The organism is Mesorhizobium sp. P160219, from assembly GCF_057786095.1.
The window spans coordinates 384503-401172 of record NZ_JBYNWG010000001.1 but is presented as its reverse complement, the minus strand read 5'-3'; the positions used below and the strand labels follow the sequence as shown (position 1 = coordinate 401172).

The window sequence follows — 16670 nt, the reverse complement described above, 5'->3', positions numbered from 1 at the left end:
TGCACGTGCACGGGGAGAAGATGGCGGCAGCCAGATGAGGGGCAGCGCCGACGTGCAAGGAAATTCCAGGGACACAGAGGAGGGCCGCCGCCCCTCATCCGCCCTTCGGGCCCCGCAGCCCTTCGCTGGCGCTCCGGGCGTTCGTCGTTCGGAAAGCCAAGCAGTCGGCTTTTCCACCGCTTCGCGGACCACTCCTCACCCCCGTGAACGGGGAGAAGGGGTAGATATCGCCATTGTCGGTGGCGGCATTGTCGGCATCTGCGCGGCGGCCATGCTGGCCGAGGCCGGGCGCAGCGTCACGGTCTTCGACCGCACCGGCATCTGCGAGGAGACGAGCTCCGGCAATGCCGCCGCCTTCGCCTTCTCCGACGTGCTGCCGCTGGCGCATAAGGGCATGATGCGGCACTTGCCGAAATGGCTTGCCGATCCGCTCGGGCCACTCAGCATCCCGCCAGCCTATCTGCCGAAACTGTTGCCTTGGCTGTTCCGCTTCTGGCGCGCCGGCGCACCGGCAAAATATGAGGCGAGCCTTGCTGCTCAGGCAGACATGATGAAGCTCGCCGAGGCCGAATGGATGGGACTGCTCGACCGTTCCGGCACGCGGCCGATGCTGCGCGAGGACGGTTCGCTGGAACTTTATGAAAGCGAGGCCGAGTTTCAGGCCGGGCTGCCGGGCTGGGCGGCGCGCCAGCGCTTCGGCATCGACTTTCGCCATGTCGAAGGCGACGAACTGGCGCGGCTGCAGCCGGGACTGTCGCCGCGCTTCATCAAGGGCACCTTCGTGCCGGGCTGGAAGACCGTCGCCGATCCGAAACTGCTCGGCAAGGCGGTGTGGGCCTATGCCGAAGGGTTGGGCGCGCGTTTCGAAAAGGCGCGCATAGAGCGCGTCGCCGCCAAACCTGATGGCGCGACGCTGACGCTGACCGACGGCACGACCAGGCAGGCAAGACATCTTGTCGTGGCCGCCGGGGCATGGTCGCATCTGCTGGCGAAGGCGCTTGGCGACACCATCCCGCTCGAAACCGAGCGCGGCTACAACACCACACTGCCGAAGACCGCTTTCGACGTGCAGCGAATGCTGATCTTTTCCGGCCATGGCTTCGTCATCACGCCACTCGACACGGGCTTGCGCGTCGGCGGCGCCGTCGAGTTGGGCGGTCTCGACCGGCCGCCGAATTTTGCGCGCTCGAAGGCCATGCTGGAAAAAGCCAGACAGTTCCTTCCGGGGTTGGACGCGTCAGGCGGCCGCGAGTGGATGGGCTATCGCCCGTCGCTGCCGGATTCGCTGCCGGTGATCGGCACGGCGCGAACCGCGCCCAACATTGTCTACGCCTTCGGCCATGGCCATCTCGGCCTGACCCAGGCGGCGGCCACCGGCCGCTTGATCCGCGATCTTGTTCTCGGGCAGACTTCGCCGATCGATCTTGCCCCCTTCAGCCCGCAACGGTTTTGAGTCCGAGGAAATCATGGCCAAAAAATCCTTCTTTTGCATCGACGGCCATACCTGCGGCAATCCGGTGCGGCTGGTCGCCGGCGGCGGTCCCTTGCTCGAGGGTTCGACGATGATGGAGCGGCGGGCGCATTTCCTGGCGGAGTATGACTGGATCCGCACCGGGCTGATGTTCGAGCCACGCGGCCACGACGTCATGTCGGGCTCGATCCTCTATCCGCCGACGCGCGAGGATTGCGACATAGCCATCCTGTTCATCGAGACGTCGGGCTGCCTGCCGATGTGCGGCCACGGCACGATCGGCACGGTGACGATGGCCATCGAACATGGGCTGATCAAGCCGAAGACACCCGGCGTGCTCCGGCTCGACACACCGGCCGGGCTGGTTATCGCCGAATACAAACAGGTCGGCGACTATGTCGAGGAGGTGCGCATAACCAATGTACCGTCCTTCCTTTATGCCGAGGGACTGACGGTCGACTGCCCGCAGCTTGGCGAGATCACTGTCGATGTCGCCTATGGCGGCAATTTCTACGCCATCGTCGAGCCGCAGGCGAATTTTCGCGACATGGCTGATTATTCCGCCGGCGATTTCATCGCCTGGAGCCCTGTGGTGCGGCAGCGGCTTAACGAGAAGTACTCGTTCGTGCATCCGGAAAACCCCGGCATCAACCGGCTGTCCCACATGCTGTGGACGGGCAAGCCGACGGTGGAGGGGGCCGACGCACGCAACGCCGTCTTCTATGGCGACAAGGCGATCGACCGTTCACCTTGCGGCACCGGCACCTCGGCGCGCATGGCGCAGCTCCATGCCAAGGGCAAGCTCAAGGCCGGCGACAGTTTTGTCCACGAATCGATCATCGGCTCGCTGTTCAAGGGCAAGGTCGAGAAGGACGTCACTGTTGCCGGCAAGCCGGCCATCATTCCCTCGATCGGCGGCTGGGCGCGGATGACCGGCCTGAACACCATATTCATCGACGACCGCGATCCGTTCGCGCACGGTTTTGTGGTTAAGTGATACGGTAGGCTGCCGATCATCCACCGAGACGAAGACTTGGACCCAGAGCGGGACCTCTTGGCGAAACCAGTCAGCGAAAGGTTAGCGCGTTGGGCGAGGCATCCACCGCCATAGTCGGAAGTAACCCATGTTGCAGCTGGTCAGTACGGAATGTGGCTAAAAAACGAAACCCGCCAACAACGCAAAGATTCGTCTCATCACCTAATTTTGACCGGGATTTCTTCGAAATGAGGTCGCTGGTCCGGCTGAATCGTCAAAGACATTGCGTTATGCCAATGATAGGGTCCGCGATAGTCCAGGGGTCGGGAGCAAAAAAACGGGCAATCGGAAGGCGTGCCGGCAAAACACGCTCGACGTTTGAAAAATCACGTTGCAATCCGGGCTCGAAACTTTACGACTAGGGGAAATACGAAAAGGAATGCGTCTGCATGGGCGACATTCCAGGGGAGCCATGTACACATGCAGTACTTTGTCCAGCAGCTTATCAATGGGCTGACGCTGGGATCGATCTATGGGCTGATCGCAATCGGCTACACGATGGTCTACGGCATCATCGGCATGATCAACTTCGCCCACGGCGACATTTTCATGGTCGGGGCATTCGCCGCCCTCGTTGTCTTCCTCATCCTCGGCTCCTTGTTCTATTCGGTCCCGGTCGTCCTGGCGCTGCTGATCATGATGATCGTGGCGATGCTGCTCACCAGCCTCTACAACTGGACGATCGAGAAGGTGGCCTACCGGCCGCTGCGCGGTTCGTTCCGGCTGGCGCCGCTGATCACCGCCATCGGCATGTCGATCGCGCTGTCGAACTTCATCCAGGTGACGCAAGGTCCGCGCAACAAGCCGATCCCGCCGATGGTCAGCCAAGTCTACAACATCAACGGCATCAGCGTGTCGCTGAAGCAGATCATCATCGTCGTCGTCACCGCCCTGCTGCTGGCGCTGTTCTGGTACCTGGTCAACAGGACTTCCCTCGGCCGGGCGCAAAGGGCGTGCGAGCAGGACCGCAAGATGGCGGCGCTGCTCGGTGTCGATGTCGACCGTACGATCTCGATCACCTTTATCATGGGTGCAGCGCTTGCGGCCGTCGCGGGCACGTTGTTCCTGATGTATTACGGCGTCATCGCCTTTTCCGACGGCTTTGTGCCGGGGGTCAAGGCCTTCACCGCGGCCGTTCTCGGCGGCATCGGGTCTCTGCCGGGCGCGGTGCTTGGCGGGCTTTTGATCGGCTTCATCGAGAGCATGTGGTCGGCGTATTTCTCGATCGACTACAAGGACGTCGCGGCGTTCTCGATCCTGGCGATCGTGCTGATCTTCCTGCCTTCCGGCATTTTGGGCCGGCCAGAAGTCGAAAAGGTCTGAGACAATGGCGGTTTCCGTATCCTCGGAGCGCGACACCGTCGCCTCCCCCGTGCAGCGTGCATTGCGCGAAGCGTTCTATGCCGGCGCCATCTCGCTGGGGTTGTTCATTCTCTTCATCGGCCTGAAGACCGACCAGAACATAAGCAACCAGCTGATCCTGGTGCAGCGCTGGTTGCTGCTCATCACCGTGGTCGTGCTGACCATGCTTGGCCGCTTCTTCTACATTGCATATGGCCAGCCGTTCATGGCCAATCAGAAGATCACCAATGTCGCCACCGGCCTGTTGCCGGCGAGCGTCGCGTCGCGCTTCTTCCTGCTTCCGGCCTTCATCGTCGCCGTTGTGCTGGCGGTTGTCCTCGTTGCGTTCGGCAGCGCCCTGCCGGTGTTGGTGGGACCCGATCTGGCCGGCTACCTTCAGTTCCTGCGCGCATTGGCCGTCATTTACGCGCTCGCTTGCGTGATCTTCTATTTCCGCTCCTTCATCCACGCCAATTTCACCAAGCTCGGGATTGCGGCGCTGGTGCTATACCCGATCCTCGTCGTCGTGGTGCTGTCGATCTACGCGTGGTCGATAACCGGCGGCCTGCAGGGCTCGTTGAAGTGGGTCGACAATTTCGGCATCCAGATCCTGATCTATGTGATGCTGGCCTGGGGGCTGAACATCGTCGTCGGCCTCGCCGGCCTGCTCGATCTCGGCTACGTCGCCTTTTACGCGGTCGGTGCCTATGCCTATGCGTTGCTCGGTTCGCAATACGGCCTGTCGTTCTGGATCCTGCTGCCCGCCGCCGGCGCCATGGCCGCCTTCTGGGGCGTTATGCTCGGCTTTCCGGTGCTCAGGCTTCGTGGCGATTACCTGGCGATCGTGACGCTGGCCTTCGGCGAGATCATCCGCCTGGTGCTGATCAACTGGCGTGAAGTCACCAACGGCTCGGCCGGCATCTCCGGCATCCCGAAGGTCACCTTCTTCGGCCTGATGACGTTTAATTCGACCGACCCGAACTATATCGGCAAGGTGCTGCACATCGCCCAGTCAAGCGCCTACTACAAGATCTTCCTCTACTATCTCATTCTCGGGCTGGCGCTGCTGACCGCCTTCGTCACCATCAGGCTCAGGCGCATGCCTGTCGGCCGCGCCTGGGAGGCGCTGCGCGAGGACGAGATTGCCTGCCGCTCGCTTGGCATCAACACCACCACCACCAAGCTCACCGCCTTTGCCACCGGCGCCATGTTCGGCGGTTTTGCCGGCGCCTTCTTCGCCGCACGGCAAGGCTTCGTCAGCCCTGAATCCTTCGTCTTCCTGGAATCGGCGATCATCCTGGCCATCGTGGTGCTCGGCGGCATGGGCTCGCTGGTCGGCATCGCGGTCGCCGCGCTGGTGATGATCGGCGGCACCGAGGCACTGCGCGAACTCGATTTCCTGAAAAGTGTCTTCGGAAAAGATTTCACGCCGGAGCTTTACCGCATGCTTTTGTTCGGCATGGCGATGGTCATCGTAATGCTGTGGAAGCCGCGCGGCTTTGTCGGCAGCCGTGAACCGACGGCCTTCCTCAGTGAACGAAAAGCGGTCTCCTCCTCCTTCACCAAGGAAGGGCACGGCTGATGAGCGCGACCTCCATTCAGAAGACCAATCCGGGTATGAAAGACGCCATCCTCCAGGTCGAGCATCTTTCGATGAAGTTCGGCGGCCTGATCGCCATCGGCGATCTGTCGTTCCAGGCCAAGCGCGGCGAGATCACCGCTCTGATCGGACCCAATGGCGCCGGCAAGACCACCGTCTTCAATTGCATCACCGGCTTCTACAAGCCGTCGGAAGGCATGATTACGCTCAACCGGGCCGACGGCTCGAGCTTCCTGCTCGAACGGCTGCCCAATCATGAGATCCCGGCGCGCGCCAAGGTGGCGCGCACCTTCCAGAACATCCGCCTGTTCTCGGGCATGACGCTGCTGGAGAATCTGCTGGTTGCCCAGCACAACAAGCTGATGAAGGCATCCGGCTATACGATCCTGGGCCTGTTCGGGATCGGCGGCTACCGCAGAGCCTCGGCTGAATTGGTGGAGCTTGCCAAGCACTGGCTGGAGAAGGCCGATCTTGTCGATCGCGCCGACGATCCGGCCGGCGACCTGCCCTATGGCGCGCAGCGGCGCCTCGAGATTGCGCGCGCCATGTGCACAGGGCCCGAACTTCTGTGCCTCGACGAGCCTGCGGCCGGTCTCAATCCGAAGGAGTCGGCTGCGCTGAATTCGCTGCTGATGGACATCAAGAGCAGTACCTCGATCCTGCTGATCGAACATGACATGTCGGTGGTCATGCAGATTTCCGACCATGTCGTGGTGCTTGAATATGGCCGCAAGATTTCCGACGGCAGCCCGCAATCGGTGCGTACCGACCCGCGCGTCATCGCCGCCTATCTCGGCGTCGACGACGAGGAGGTCGAGACGGTGCTGACCGAGGTTGGCGATGAAGACGTCATCGAGCAGCTGGACATCGGGCCGGATTCGGCTCACGGACCAGGCACATCGTCTTCCTATCTCGCCGGCCCGGTAAGCGACACGATCGGCCACAGCCAGGGCGAGCGGGTCACAGTGTCGAAGGGAGCTTCAAAAGCCACCCAATACGATACAAGAGCCAACTCCGCGCCAAGAGCACCGTCCGAGCGTCTGACGGCCAAGTCCAAGCCGGCGGCCACCAAATCCCCGACAGGCAAGCCGCGCGGAGGGCGTAAGTGATGGCCGAGACAACGCTCCTCGACATCAAGGGCGTCGAGACCTACTACGGCAACATCAAGGCGCTGAACGGCGTCGATGTCCACGTCAACCAGGGCGAGATCGTCGCGCTGATCGGTGCCAACGGTGCCGGCAAGTCGACGCTGATGATGACCATCTTCGGTGCGCCGCGCGCTCGTGCCGGCTCAATCACTTTCGCCGGCACCGACATCACCCAGATGCCGACGCACGAGATCGCCCGCATGCGTATCGCGCAGTCGCCGGAAGGCAGGCGCATTTTCCCGCGCATGACGGTGATGGAAAACCTGCAGATGGGCGCCGGTCTCGACAATCTCAAGCACTATGACGAGGATGCCGAGAAGGTGTTCGCGCTGTTCCCGCGCCTCAAGGAGCGCATTGCCCAGCGCGGCGGCACGCTGTCGGGCGGTGAGCAGCAGATGCTGTCGATCGGACGTGCGCTGATGGCGCGGCCTAAGCTGCTGTTGCTCGACGAGCCGTCGCTGGGTCTGGCGCCGCTGATCGTCAAGCAGATCTTCGATGCCATCCGCGAGCTGAACCGCACGCAAGGGCTGACTGTGTTCCTGGTCGAGCAGAACGCCTTCGGCGCGCTCAAGCTCGCCACGCGCGGCTATGTCATGGTCAACGGCAACGTGACCATGAGCGGCACAGGCAAGGAATTGCTCGCCAATCCGGAAGTGCGGGCGGCCTATCTCGAAGGCGGCCATCACTGATTTTGGAGCGGAATGTATGCATACGGTATTCCGCTCCAACTTGTTTGTTTGTCGCATGACCTTTGTCCGAAAAGTCTGCAACTTTTCGGGATCATGCTAGGGAGTCTTCATCATGCAAGGCATTCTTCACGAGGAACCTTCCATCTGGCAGTTCTTCTTCGTCACCTGTCTGCTCGGCGGCTGGGCGGCATGGATGACCGGCAAGGCCAGCGCCCAGACATGGCGCAGCCTGCCGGCGCTGTTCGCCTATCTGCTGGGCCTCGGCATCGGCATCAGGTTCATCCATCATGCCTTGTTCGGCGGCACGATGTTTTCGCTGCAATACTATGTCGTGGACACAATCGTGCTCATGATATTGGGGTTTGTCGGCTATCAATACACGCGTACGAACCAGATGGTGACGCAGTATAATTGGCTTTACGAACGGGCTTCGATCTTAAGCTGGAAACCGAAAGGTTGACGTTCATCATTAACGCCGTTCCGGGGATGAATCGGCGTGACAAGGGCCTGAAAATCGGCAAAGTACGCTTTCTGCGATAAGGGTGGGCATCGCATGAAAGTTTCATCCACGCCCACCTCGTAAATGGGAGCGTTTAAATGAAGAAATCACTTTTGTCCGCCGTTGCCCTGACCGCGCTTGTCGCGTTCGGTGGCAATGCATGGGCTGACGTTATCGTCGGCGTCGCAGGTCCGATCACCGGTCCGAATGCGGCCTTCGGTGCGCAGCTGCAGAAGGGTGCGGAAGCGGCCGTTGCCGACATCAACGCCGCAGGCGGCATGAACGGCGAGCAGATCAAGCTCGAAGTCGGCGACGACGTCTCCGATCCGAAGCAGGGCATTTCGGTCGGCAACAAGTTCGTCGGCGACGGCGTGAAGTTCGTGATCGGCCACTTCAACTCGGGCGTCTCGATCCCGGTTTCGCAGGAAGTCTACGTCGACAACAACATCGTCGAAGTAACCCCGGCGGCGACCAACCCGAAATTCACCGAGCGCGGCCTGTGGAACGTGTTCCGCACCTGCGGACGCGATGACCAGCAGGGCGGCATCGCCGGCGGCTATATCGCGACCAACTTCAAGGACGCCAAGGTTGCCGTCATCCACGACAAGACCCCCTATGGTCAGGGCCTTGCCGACGAGACCAAGAAGGCGATGAACGCAGCCGGCCTGACCGAAGTCATGTACGAAGGCGTCAATGTCGGCGACAAGGACTTCTCGGCGCTGATTGCCAAGATGAAGGACGCCGGTGTTACCCTGATCTATTGGGGCGGCCTGCATACCGAAGCCGGCCTGATCATCCGCCAGTCGGCGGACCAGGGCCTCAAGGCTACCCTGATGTCGGGCGACGGCATCGTCACCGACGAGCTGGCTGCGATCGCCGGCGATGCGGTTATCGGTACGCTCAACACCTTCGGTCCCGATCCGCGCCTGATCCCCGAGAACAAGGCACTGGTCGAGAAGTTCCGCGCTCAGGGCTTCGAGCCGGAAGCCTACACTCTCTACTCCTACGCCGCCATGCAGGTGATCGCCGAGGCCGCTGCCGTGGCCAAGTCGAACGACCCCGTGGAAGTGGCCAAGGCGCTGCACGAGAAGGGTCCGTTCAAGACCGTTCTGGGCGATCTCGCCTATGACGCGAAGGGCGATCCGAAGCTCCCGGGCTACATCATGTACGAATGGAAGAAGGGTCCGGACGGCAAGATCTCCTGGTTCCCGAAGTCGTAATTCGGGACACAGCTCTATGGAATGCCCGGCGCTCGCGCCGGGCATTTTTCTTTGGTGACAGGGCGCAGCGAGGGTGGCTGGATAAGCCGCTAGCCGGGGTCGAATTTGTGCGGGCACGACAATTAGCGTCACCTCGCGACGCCAATCGCACGCAGCTTTTCGAGCAGAGGTGCTAGAATCCCATTTAAATCGGTTTAATCTCTCCCCGATTTTGGTTGCACTGCAGCATTTTCGCGTTAATCATGCCTCCGCCCCATCCCTCCCTGTCCGGAGCCTCCTTCCTTGGCCATTACGAAGATCCTCGTCGCCAACAGGTCCGAAATTGCCATCCGCGTCTTTCGCGCGGCCAACGAGCTCGGCCTCAAAACCGTGGCGATCTGGGCCGAGGAGGACAAATATTCGCTTCATCGGTTCAAGGCCGATGAAAGCTACCAGGTCGGGCGCGGGCCGCATCTGGCCAGGGACATGGGGCCGATCGAAAGCTATCTGTCGATCGAGGAAGTGATCCGCGTCGCCAGGCTGTCCGGCGCCGACGCCATCCATCCGGGCTATGGCCTGCTGTCGGAAAGCCCTGAATTCGCAGATGCCTGCGCCGAGGCCGGCATCACTTTCATAGGGCCGAAGCCCGACACGATGCGCCGGCTCGGCAACAAGGTCGCCGCGCGCAATCTGGCCATCGAGGTCGGCGTGCCGGTGGTGCCGGCAACCGAACCGCTGCCGGACGACATGGAAGCAGTCAAGCAGCTCGCCAAGACAGTCGGCTATCCGGTGATGCTCAAGGCATCGTGGGGCGGGGGCGGGCGCGGCATGCGCGCCATCCGCACGGAAGCCGACCTCGCCCGCGAGGTGATGGAAGGCAAGCGCGAGGCCAAGGCCGCCTTCGGCAAGGACGAGGTCTATCTCGAAAAGCTGATCGAGCGCGCCCGCCATGTCGAAGTCCAGGTGCTCGGCGACACGCATGGCAACGCTGTACATCTGTTCGAGCGCGACTGCTCGATCCAGCGCCGCAACCAGAAGGTCGTCGAACGGGCGCCGGCGCCCTATCTCAGCGAGGTATTGCGCCAGGAGCTTTGCGGCTATGCGCTCAAGATCGCGCGGGAGACCAGCTATATCGGCGCCGGCACGGTGGAATTCCTGCAGGACGCCGACACCGGCAAGTTCTACTTCATCGAGGTCAATCCGCGCATCCAGGTCGAGCACACCGTGACCGAGCAGGTGACCGGCATCGACATCGTCAAGGCGCAGATCCACATACTGGACGGCTTTGCCATCGGCACGAAAGAGTTGGGCGTGCCGGCGCAGGCCGACATCAGGCTGAACGGTCATGCGCTGCAGTGCCGCATCACGACCGAGGATCCGGAGCATAGTTTCATTCCGGACTACGGCCGCATCACCGCTTATCGCGAAGCCGCCGGTTTCGGCATCCGCCTCGACGGCGGCACCGCCTATTCGGGCGCGGTCATCACCCGCTTCTACGATCCGCTGCTGGAGAAGGTGACTGCCTGGGCGCCGACACCGGCCGAGGCGATCGCCCGCATGAACCGGGCCTTGCGCGAGTTCCGCATCCGCGGCGTGGCGACCAACCTCACCTTCCTCGAGGCAATCATCAACCACCCGCGCTTCGCCGACAATTCCTATACGACCAGGTTCATCGACACGACGCCGGAGCTGTTCGCGCAGGTGAAGCGGCAGGACCGCGCCACCAAGCTGCTCAACTATCTGGCCGACGTCAGCGTCAACGGCCATCCCGAAACCCGCGGCCGTCCGATGCCCAAGGCCGATGCGGCAGCGCCTGTCGTGCCCTATCTCAACGGCAACGTGCCTGATGGCAGCAAGCAGAAGCTCGACGCGTTGGGGCCGGAGAAATTCGCTGCCTGGATGCGTGAGCAAAAAGAGGTGCTTGTCACCGACACGACGATGCGCGACGGTCACCAGTCGCTGCTCGCCACCCGCATGCGCACGCATGACATTGCCGGCATTGCCGGCACCTATGCGCGCGCGCTGCCGCGGCTGCTGTCGCTGGAATGCTGGGGCGGCGCCACTTTCGACGTCGCCATGCGCTTCCTGACCGAGGATCCGTGGGAGCGGCTGAGCAAAGTGCGCGAAGCCGCCCCCAACCTTTTGCTGCAGATGCTTCTGCGCGGCGCCAACGGCGTCGGCTACACCAACTATCCCGACAATGTGGTGCAACATTTCGTCAGCCATGCGGCGGCCGGCGGCGTCGACCTGTTCCGCGTATTCGACTGCCTGAACTGGGTCGAGAATATGCGCGTCGCCATGGACGCGGTGGGCGCCGAGGGCAAGCTGGTCGAAGCGGCGATCTGCTACACCGGCGACATCCTCGATCCGGCGCGCGCCAAATACGACCTTAAATACTATGTCGGGCTGGCGAAGGAATTGCAGGCCGCCGGCGCCCATATCATCGCCGTCAAGGACATGGCCGGGCTTTTGAAGCCGGCTGCCGCCCGCGTGCTGTTCAAGGCGCTGCGCGAGGCGACCGACCTGCCGATCCATTTCCACACCCACGACACGTCAGGCCTGTCGGCGGCGACGGTGCTGGCCGGCGTGGAAAGCGGCGTCGACGCCATCGACGCGGCGATGGATTCCTTCTCCGGCAACACCTCGCAGCCTTGCCTGGGCTCGATCGTCGAGGCGCTGAAGGGAACCGAGCGCGATCCCGGCCTCGATCCGCAATGGATCCGCAAAATCTCCTTCTACTGGGAAGCGGTGCGCAACCAGTATGCCGCCTTCGAAAGCGACCTCAAGGGGCCAGCCTCGGAAGTCTATCTGCACGAAATGCCGGGCGGCCAGTTCACCAACCTCAAGGAACAGGCGCGTTCGCTGGGGCTGGAAACGCGTTGGCACGAGGTGGCACAAGCCTATCACGACGTCAATTTGATGTTCGGTGACATCGTCAAGGTGACGCCGTCGTCCAAGGTGGTCGGCGACATGGCGCTGATGATGGTGAGCCAGGATCTGACCGTTGCCGACGTCGAAAACCCAGCCAAGGACATCGCCTTCCCGGACTCGGTCGTCTCGATGCTGCGCGGCGATCTCGGCCAGTCGCCCGGTGGCTGGCCTGCGAAGCTGCAGAAGAAGGCACTGAAGGAAAGCAAGCCGATCACCGAGCGCCCGGGCTCGCTGCTCAAGCCAGCCGACCTCAAGGCCAGCCGCAAGGAGATCGAGCAGAAGCTGGTGCGCAAGCTCTCGGAGTACGAATTCGCCTCCTGGCTGATGTATCCGAAGGTGTTCACCGACTTCGCCGCCGCGCAGGAAACCTACGGGCCGGTCAGTGTGCTGCCGACGCCGACCTATTTCTACGGCATGAAGTCCGAAGACGAGATCTTCCTGGACATCGAAAAAGGCAAGACGCTTGTAGTGCGCTGCCTTGCGATCGGCGACGTCGATGAGAAGGGCATGGTCACCGTGTTCTTCGAGCTCAACGGCCAGCCGCGCCGTGTCCGGGTGCCGGACAGGGCGCATGGCGCCTCGGCGGCCAAGGCTCGGCGCAAGGCCGAGCCCGGCAACGAGGCGCATGTCGGCGCGCCGATGCCGGGCGTGGTCTCCGCCCTTTCGGTTGCCGCCGGCCAAGCGGTCAAGGCCGGCGACGTGCTGTTGTCGATCGAAGCCATGAAGATGGAGACGGCCCTGCATGCCGAGCGCGACGGCACAGTGGCCGAAGTGCTGGTCAAGGCCGGCGATCAGATCGATGCGAAGGATCTGTTGATCGCGTTTGGCTGACGCACGGATCCATCACACTGGGGACGGCTGGCAGCAGCCGTTCACGAAGCGCCGATAATGGCTTGACCCGCCGCGCCTGCTCGGGCATCGAACCCGCTCCCAATTTACCGCGCCAGAATCGCGGTGCTTAAAAAGTAGCGGAGAAAAAACATGGCCGACGACATCACAGATACCAGCCAGACTGTTGCCGCCGGCCAGTTGCGCGCCTTCATCGAGCGCATCGAGCGGCTCGAGGAAGAAAAGAAGACCATCGCCGACGACATCAAGGAAGTGTTCGCCGAGGCCAAGGGCACCGGCTTCGACACCAAGGCGATGCGGTCGATCATCCGGCTGCGCAAGAAGGACCAGGCCGAGCGCCAGGAAGAGGAAACCATCCTCGATCTCTACAAGGCCGCGCTCGGCATGGTGTAAGGCTGTGTGGAAATTCTACTCCGGTTGATATCGCCGGAGCGAATTTCGAAACAGTCTCGGGCCAAGGAATGATGCTGGAACGGGCATCGAACCATGAGCGAATTCGACTTCGGCGCCCGCCGCGCCTCTGAATTCCGCCAACGCAGCTTCTGGGCGCTGTTCGCCGAACGGCATCCGGAGGAACGCGCTTCCATGGCGCGGCGCGGACCCTGGTTCTGGCAGCGCGGGCTGCCTGACTTCGCTCTGGTCCTGTCCATGTATGTCGCGCCGGCGCAAAGCCAAGTTGGCGTCTTTTTCGGCCGTAACGGGAAGTTCGGCGCGACCGGGGTCTGGTCGCGGCTGAAGCCGTTCCAACCGGCAATCGAAGACAGGCTGAAGCTCAGGCCGGAGCAGAGCTGCGAGGGCCTCGGCATCAATTCGATGTGGCGGGTGAACTGCTATGCCGAGGACAACTGGCCGGCCATGGCCGACTGGCTGGTGACGGAATGCTCGCGCTTCGAGCGCGCCGTCACCGCCGTGTTGGGACAGAGGTAGGTCGCCGATGTCCGCCGTCGGCTCCTTCTTCCGCTCGCGCTGGCAAGGTGCCGTGCGGCTCGACCGGCTGTTCTGGCGCGACCTGGTTGTCGTCGGCACCGCCATCAGTATCGCATCGTCGGTGGCCGCACTCATCCTGCTTGGGGTGAAGCAGCCGCTGGCACTGGTTCTGGCCGTGCATTTTTTGCCGGTGCCCTACAACATCTTCCTGACGCTGGCCGTGTGGCGAACCGCCGAGAAGTCCGGCGGCACCAAGGCCTCGCTGATGATGCTGGGGTCCGCGCTCTGGCTGATCCTGACGGCCGTCGCCTGAGTCGATCGTCGAACGAAAAGGGGCGGCAAAAGCCGCCCCTTCGCAAGAGACAATGACCGAACCGCGGTTTAAGCCGTCGGCTCGAATTTCAGCGCCACGCCGTTGATGCAATAGCGCAGGCCGGTCGGCGGCGGGCCGTCCTCGAAGACATGGCCGAGATGGCTGCCGCAGCGGGCGCAGTGGCATTCGGTGCGGACCATGCCGTAGCTGCGGTCGACGGTGTTTTCGACCGAACCGGGCACCGGATCATTGAAGCTCGGCCAGCCGGTGCCGCTCTCGAACTTGAGCTTGGATTCGAACAGCGGCTGGTCGCAGCCGACGCAGGAAAAGGTGCCGGCGCGCTTTTCGTAGAGCAGCGCGCAGCTTCCGGGCCGTTCGGTGCCATGGCCGCGCATGACCGCATATTGCTCGGGCGTCAGGCGGGCGCGCCATTCGGCGTCGGTGCGGGTGACAGGGTAGGTGTGGGTGTCCATTTGATCTCCTCAGCCTTGGCGGCTTGTTGTTGGTTGCAAGCTATATTCGCTTAGAGATAGGCGTTTGTTACGTGTTTTGCTCGCATTTTCAGCCGAGCTCCTACCCAATCGCCTGAAGATAGCGGGCGATCGACGCATGAAATGCCGTTCTTGCGCCGCCGATGATGTTCTGCTGCCACCACGCGCCGTAGATGTCGTCGAATTCGAAAGGCTCAAGTGCCGCCGCGATGCGTCGCACGGCCGGCGCATTGAGCGGAATGTAGTTCGGATAGCTGTACATGAAGCTGACATGGCGACGCGTCGGCGTCACCTGCAATATGTCGCCGGACAGCAGGGCGTTACCGTCATCGCGTTTCCAATGCAGCACCTGGCCGCCGGCAAAATGGCCACCGCAACGCACGAGTGTCAGCGACGGGTTTATGGCCAGCGTCTCGCCCGCCCAGCTGACGATGGCGTTGTGCGGCCGCATGATCCACTGGCGGTCGTCGGCATGGAGATAGATCGGCACGCCGCCAAACGCCTCGCTCCACTCGACCATCACCGAATAATAGTGGCAGTGCGAAATGGCGATCGCGGCTAGGCCGCCGCGACGGTTGATTTCGGCTACCGCCTCGTCGCTCACCATCGAGATGCAATCCCACAGCACATTGCCGTGCGGCGTCTGCGCCAGCAGCGCCCGCTGGCCGATAGCAAAGCGCGGCTCGATGCCGAAAGCGAGAACGCCGGCATCGTCCTTCATCACAAGCCTATGCCCGGCAGAGAGTTCTTCCCCAGTGGTCCAGGCCTGGCCTTCCCAGCGCACATATTGCCGCTCGTCCTCGCAGATCGGGCAATTTTCTGGAGGGGTCTGCGTTGCCGCGAACTGGACGCCGCATTGCGGGCAAAGAAAGCAGGTCATCGGTTTTCCTCTCATATCAACGCTTGCGTGAGAGCTGCTTCGTCGCGGCTTCCAACCCGGCCAGCGTCAGTGGGAACATGCGGCCGCCGAAGAGATCGCGGATCATCGCGATCGAATGGGTGAAGCCCCAGTTTTTCTGATTTTCGGGGTTCAGCCAGACCGCATTCGGCCATTGCTGGATGAGGCGGTCAAGCCAGACACTGCCGGCTTCCGGGTTCCAATGCTCGACCGAACCGCCGGGATGCGCGATCTCGTAAGGGCTCATCGAGGCATCGCCGACGACGATCACCTTGTAGTCGGGGCCGTATTTGTGAAGCAGATCGAAGGTCGGGATGGTCTCGGCATGCCTGCGCCGGTTGTCCTTCCAGACGCCCTCGTAAAGGCAGTTGTGGAAGTAAAAATATTCGAGCTGGCGGAATTCGGCGCGGGCGGCCGAAAACAGCTCCTCGACGCTTTTGATGTGGTCGTCCATCGAGCCGCCGACATCGAAGAACATCAAGAGCTTCACGGCGTTGCGCCGTTCGGGGCGCGTCTGCACATCGAGATAGCCGTGCTCGGCGGTGGCATGGATGGTGCCGGGCAGGTCGAACTCTTCCTCCGCACCCTCGCGCACCCAGCGACGCAGGCGCTTCAGCGCCACCTTGATGTTGCGGATGCCGAGCTCGACGGCGTCGTCGAAGTTTTTGAACTCGCGCTTGTCCCAGACTTTCACCGCACGGCGATTGCGGCTTTCATGCTGGCCGATGCGCACGCCTTCGGGATTGTAGCCATAGGCGCCGAAAGGCGAAGTGCCGCCGGTGCCGATCCATTTCGAGCCGCCCTGGTGGCGGCCTTTCTGCTCCTCCAGCCGCTGCTTCAGTGTCTCCATCAGCTTGTCGAAACCGCCGAGCGCCTCGATCAGTTTCTTCTCTTCCTCGGTCAGGTGCTTTTCGGCGAGCCGGCGCAGCCATTCCTCAGGGATGTTGGCGACACCGACGGCATCGGGGCCGGTGAGCGCCTCGATCCCCTTGAAGACATGCGCAAACACCTGGTCGAAGCGGTCGATATGGCGTTCGTCCTTCACAAGCGCGGCGCGGGCGAGGTAGTAAAAACCCTGGACGTCATAGTCGACCAGCCCGGCCTCCAGCCCTTCCAGCAGCGACAGATATTCCCTGAGCGAAACGGGAACCCGCGCGGCCTTTAGTTCGAGAAAGAAGGGGAGGAACATGGTTGGCCGTTATCTATGCCGAACGGTCACGGCGGAGTCGCCACGGGCACTGCCGATTTCGCCGGATTGCAGAAGATTTGCCACAGTAC

Annotated in this window: 14 protein-coding genes and 1 pseudogene; 12 read left to right on the top strand and 3 right to left on the bottom strand. The window is 62.3% G+C overall.

The window, feature by feature from the left end:
• Window positions 1-34 precede the first annotated feature (34 nt).
• The 12 genes and pseudogenes from AC3EMP_RS02035 to AC3EMP_RS01980 all read left to right on the top strand — a co-directional run bounded on the left by AC3EMP_RS02035 (window position 35) and on the right by AC3EMP_RS01980 (window position 14003).
• Window positions 35-1453 (top strand): NAD(P)/FAD-dependent oxidoreductase, encoded by a 1419-nt coding sequence (locus AC3EMP_RS02035; protein WP_280940085.1) that lies wholly within the window; start codon window positions 35-37, stop codon window positions 1451-1453.
• A gap of 13 nt (window positions 1454-1466) precedes the next feature.
• A complete protein-coding gene (locus AC3EMP_RS02030; protein ID WP_023755542.1) occupies window positions 1467-2468 on the top strand; it encodes a 4-hydroxyproline epimerase in 1002 nt (333 codons plus the stop codon).
• 459 nt (window positions 2469-2927) lie between these two features.
• Window positions 2928-3830 carry a branched-chain amino acid ABC transporter permease gene (locus AC3EMP_RS02025; RefSeq protein ID WP_023668715.1) on the top strand — a complete coding sequence of 301 codons (903 nt, stop codon included), beginning with the start codon at window positions 2928-2930 and terminating at the stop codon, window positions 3828-3830.
• Window positions 3831-3834: 4 nt separating this feature from the next.
• A complete protein-coding gene (gene livM / locus AC3EMP_RS02020; RefSeq protein ID WP_023668716.1) occupies window positions 3835-5430 on the top strand; it encodes a high-affinity branched-chain amino acid ABC transporter permease LivM in 1596 nt (531 codons plus the stop codon).
• Window positions 5430-6536, top strand: a pseudogene (locus AC3EMP_RS02015) (ABC transporter ATP-binding protein); the annotation flags it as partial. The gene livM and the pseudogene AC3EMP_RS02015, both read left to right, overlap by 1 nt.
• A 20-nt stretch (window positions 6537-6556) precedes the next feature.
• The gene (locus AC3EMP_RS02010) at window positions 6557-7285 is read left to right on the top strand and encodes an ABC transporter ATP-binding protein (RefSeq protein ID WP_023668718.1); all 729 of its coding nucleotides are present in this window, start codon (window positions 6557-6559) and stop codon (window positions 7283-7285) included.
• A 112-nt stretch (window positions 7286-7397) separates the two neighbouring features.
• Window positions 7398-7745, top strand: coding sequence for a DUF6867 family protein (locus AC3EMP_RS02005; RefSeq protein ID WP_023668719.1), 348 nt, complete (start codon window positions 7398-7400; stop codon window positions 7743-7745).
• Window positions 7746-7882: 137 nt separating this feature from the next.
• Complete coding sequence (locus AC3EMP_RS02000) at window positions 7883-9004, top strand: branched-chain amino acid ABC transporter substrate-binding protein (RefSeq protein ID WP_023668720.1); 1122 nt, start codon at window positions 7883-7885, stop codon at window positions 9002-9004.
• Between the two features lie 282 nt (window positions 9005-9286).
• The gene (gene pyc / locus AC3EMP_RS01995) at window positions 9287-12745 is read left to right on the top strand and encodes a pyruvate carboxylase (RefSeq protein ID WP_488494580.1); all 3459 of its coding nucleotides are present in this window, start codon (window positions 9287-9289) and stop codon (window positions 12743-12745) included.
• Between the two features lie 150 nt (window positions 12746-12895).
• Window positions 12896-13156, top strand: a complete 261-nt coding sequence (locus tag AC3EMP_RS01990) for a DUF2312 domain-containing protein (protein WP_023668722.1) — start codon at window positions 12896-12898, stop codon at window positions 13154-13156.
• 93 nt (window positions 13157-13249) lie between these two features.
• A complete protein-coding gene (locus tag AC3EMP_RS01985; RefSeq protein ID WP_023822442.1) occupies window positions 13250-13690 on the top strand; it encodes a hypothetical protein in 441 nt (146 codons plus the stop codon).
• A 7-nt stretch (window positions 13691-13697) separates the two neighbouring features.
• Complete coding sequence (locus AC3EMP_RS01980; protein ID WP_023822443.1) at window positions 13698-14003, top strand: hypothetical protein; 306 nt, start codon at window positions 13698-13700, stop codon at window positions 14001-14003.
• Between the two features lie 68 nt (window positions 14004-14071).
• On the opposite strand, the gene msrB is transcribed toward AC3EMP_RS01980, so the two are convergent.
• From msrB to AC3EMP_RS01965, 3 genes are all read right to left on the bottom strand, one after another.
• Complete coding sequence (msrB, locus tag AC3EMP_RS01975; protein WP_023688927.1) at window positions 14072-14476, bottom strand: peptide-methionine (R)-S-oxide reductase MsrB; 405 nt, start codon at window positions 14474-14476, stop codon at window positions 14072-14074.
• A 100-nt stretch (window positions 14477-14576) separates the two neighbouring features.
• The gene (locus tag AC3EMP_RS01970) at window positions 14577-15374 is read right to left on the bottom strand and encodes an MBL fold metallo-hydrolase (protein WP_023712004.1); all 798 of its coding nucleotides are present in this window, start codon (window positions 15372-15374) and stop codon (window positions 14577-14579) included.
• Between the two features lie 16 nt (window positions 15375-15390).
• Window positions 15391-16581, bottom strand: coding sequence for a vWA domain-containing protein (locus AC3EMP_RS01965; protein WP_352596706.1), 1191 nt, complete (start codon window positions 16579-16581; stop codon window positions 15391-15393).
• Between the last annotated feature and the right edge of the window lie 89 nt (window positions 16582-16670).

Bases quoted from the DNA above. Each gene is read 5' to 3' on its own strand.
- AC3EMP_RS02035 (WP_280940085.1), top strand. From the start codon at position 35: ATGAGGGGCAGCGCCGACGTGCAAGGAAATTCCAGGGACACAGAGGAG.
- AC3EMP_RS02030 (WP_023755542.1), top strand. From the start codon at position 1,467: ATGGCCAAAAAATCCTTCTTTTGCATCGACGGCCATACCTGCGGCAAT.
- AC3EMP_RS02025 (WP_023668715.1), top strand. From the start codon at position 2,928: ATGCAGTACTTTGTCCAGCAGCTTATCAATGGGCTGACGCTGGGATCG.
- livM (WP_023668716.1), top strand. From the start codon at position 3,835: ATGGCGGTTTCCGTATCCTCGGAGCGCGACACCGTCGCCTCCCCCGTG.
- AC3EMP_RS02010 (WP_023668718.1), top strand. From the start codon at position 6,557: ATGGCCGAGACAACGCTCCTCGACATCAAGGGCGTCGAGACCTACTAC.
- AC3EMP_RS02005 (WP_023668719.1), top strand. From the start codon at position 7,398: ATGCAAGGCATTCTTCACGAGGAACCTTCCATCTGGCAGTTCTTCTTC.
- AC3EMP_RS02000 (WP_023668720.1), top strand. From the start codon at position 7,883: ATGAAGAAATCACTTTTGTCCGCCGTTGCCCTGACCGCGCTTGTCGCG.
- AC3EMP_RS01990 (WP_023668722.1), top strand. From the start codon at position 12,896: ATGGCCGACGACATCACAGATACCAGCCAGACTGTTGCCGCCGGCCAG.
- AC3EMP_RS01985 (WP_023822442.1), top strand. From the start codon at position 13,250: ATGAGCGAATTCGACTTCGGCGCCCGCCGCGCCTCTGAATTCCGCCAA.
- AC3EMP_RS01980 (WP_023822443.1), top strand. From the start codon at position 13,698: ATGTCCGCCGTCGGCTCCTTCTTCCGCTCGCGCTGGCAAGGTGCCGTG.
- msrB (WP_023688927.1), bottom strand. From the start codon at position 14,476: ATGGACACCCACACCTACCCTGTCACCCGCACCGACGCCGAATGGCGC.
- AC3EMP_RS01970 (WP_023712004.1), bottom strand. From the start codon at position 15,374: ATGACCTGCTTTCTTTGCCCGCAATGCGGCGTCCAGTTCGCGGCAACG.
- AC3EMP_RS01965 (WP_352596706.1), bottom strand. From the start codon at position 16,581: ATGTTCCTCCCCTTCTTTCTCGAACTAAAGGCCGCGCGGGTTCCCGTT.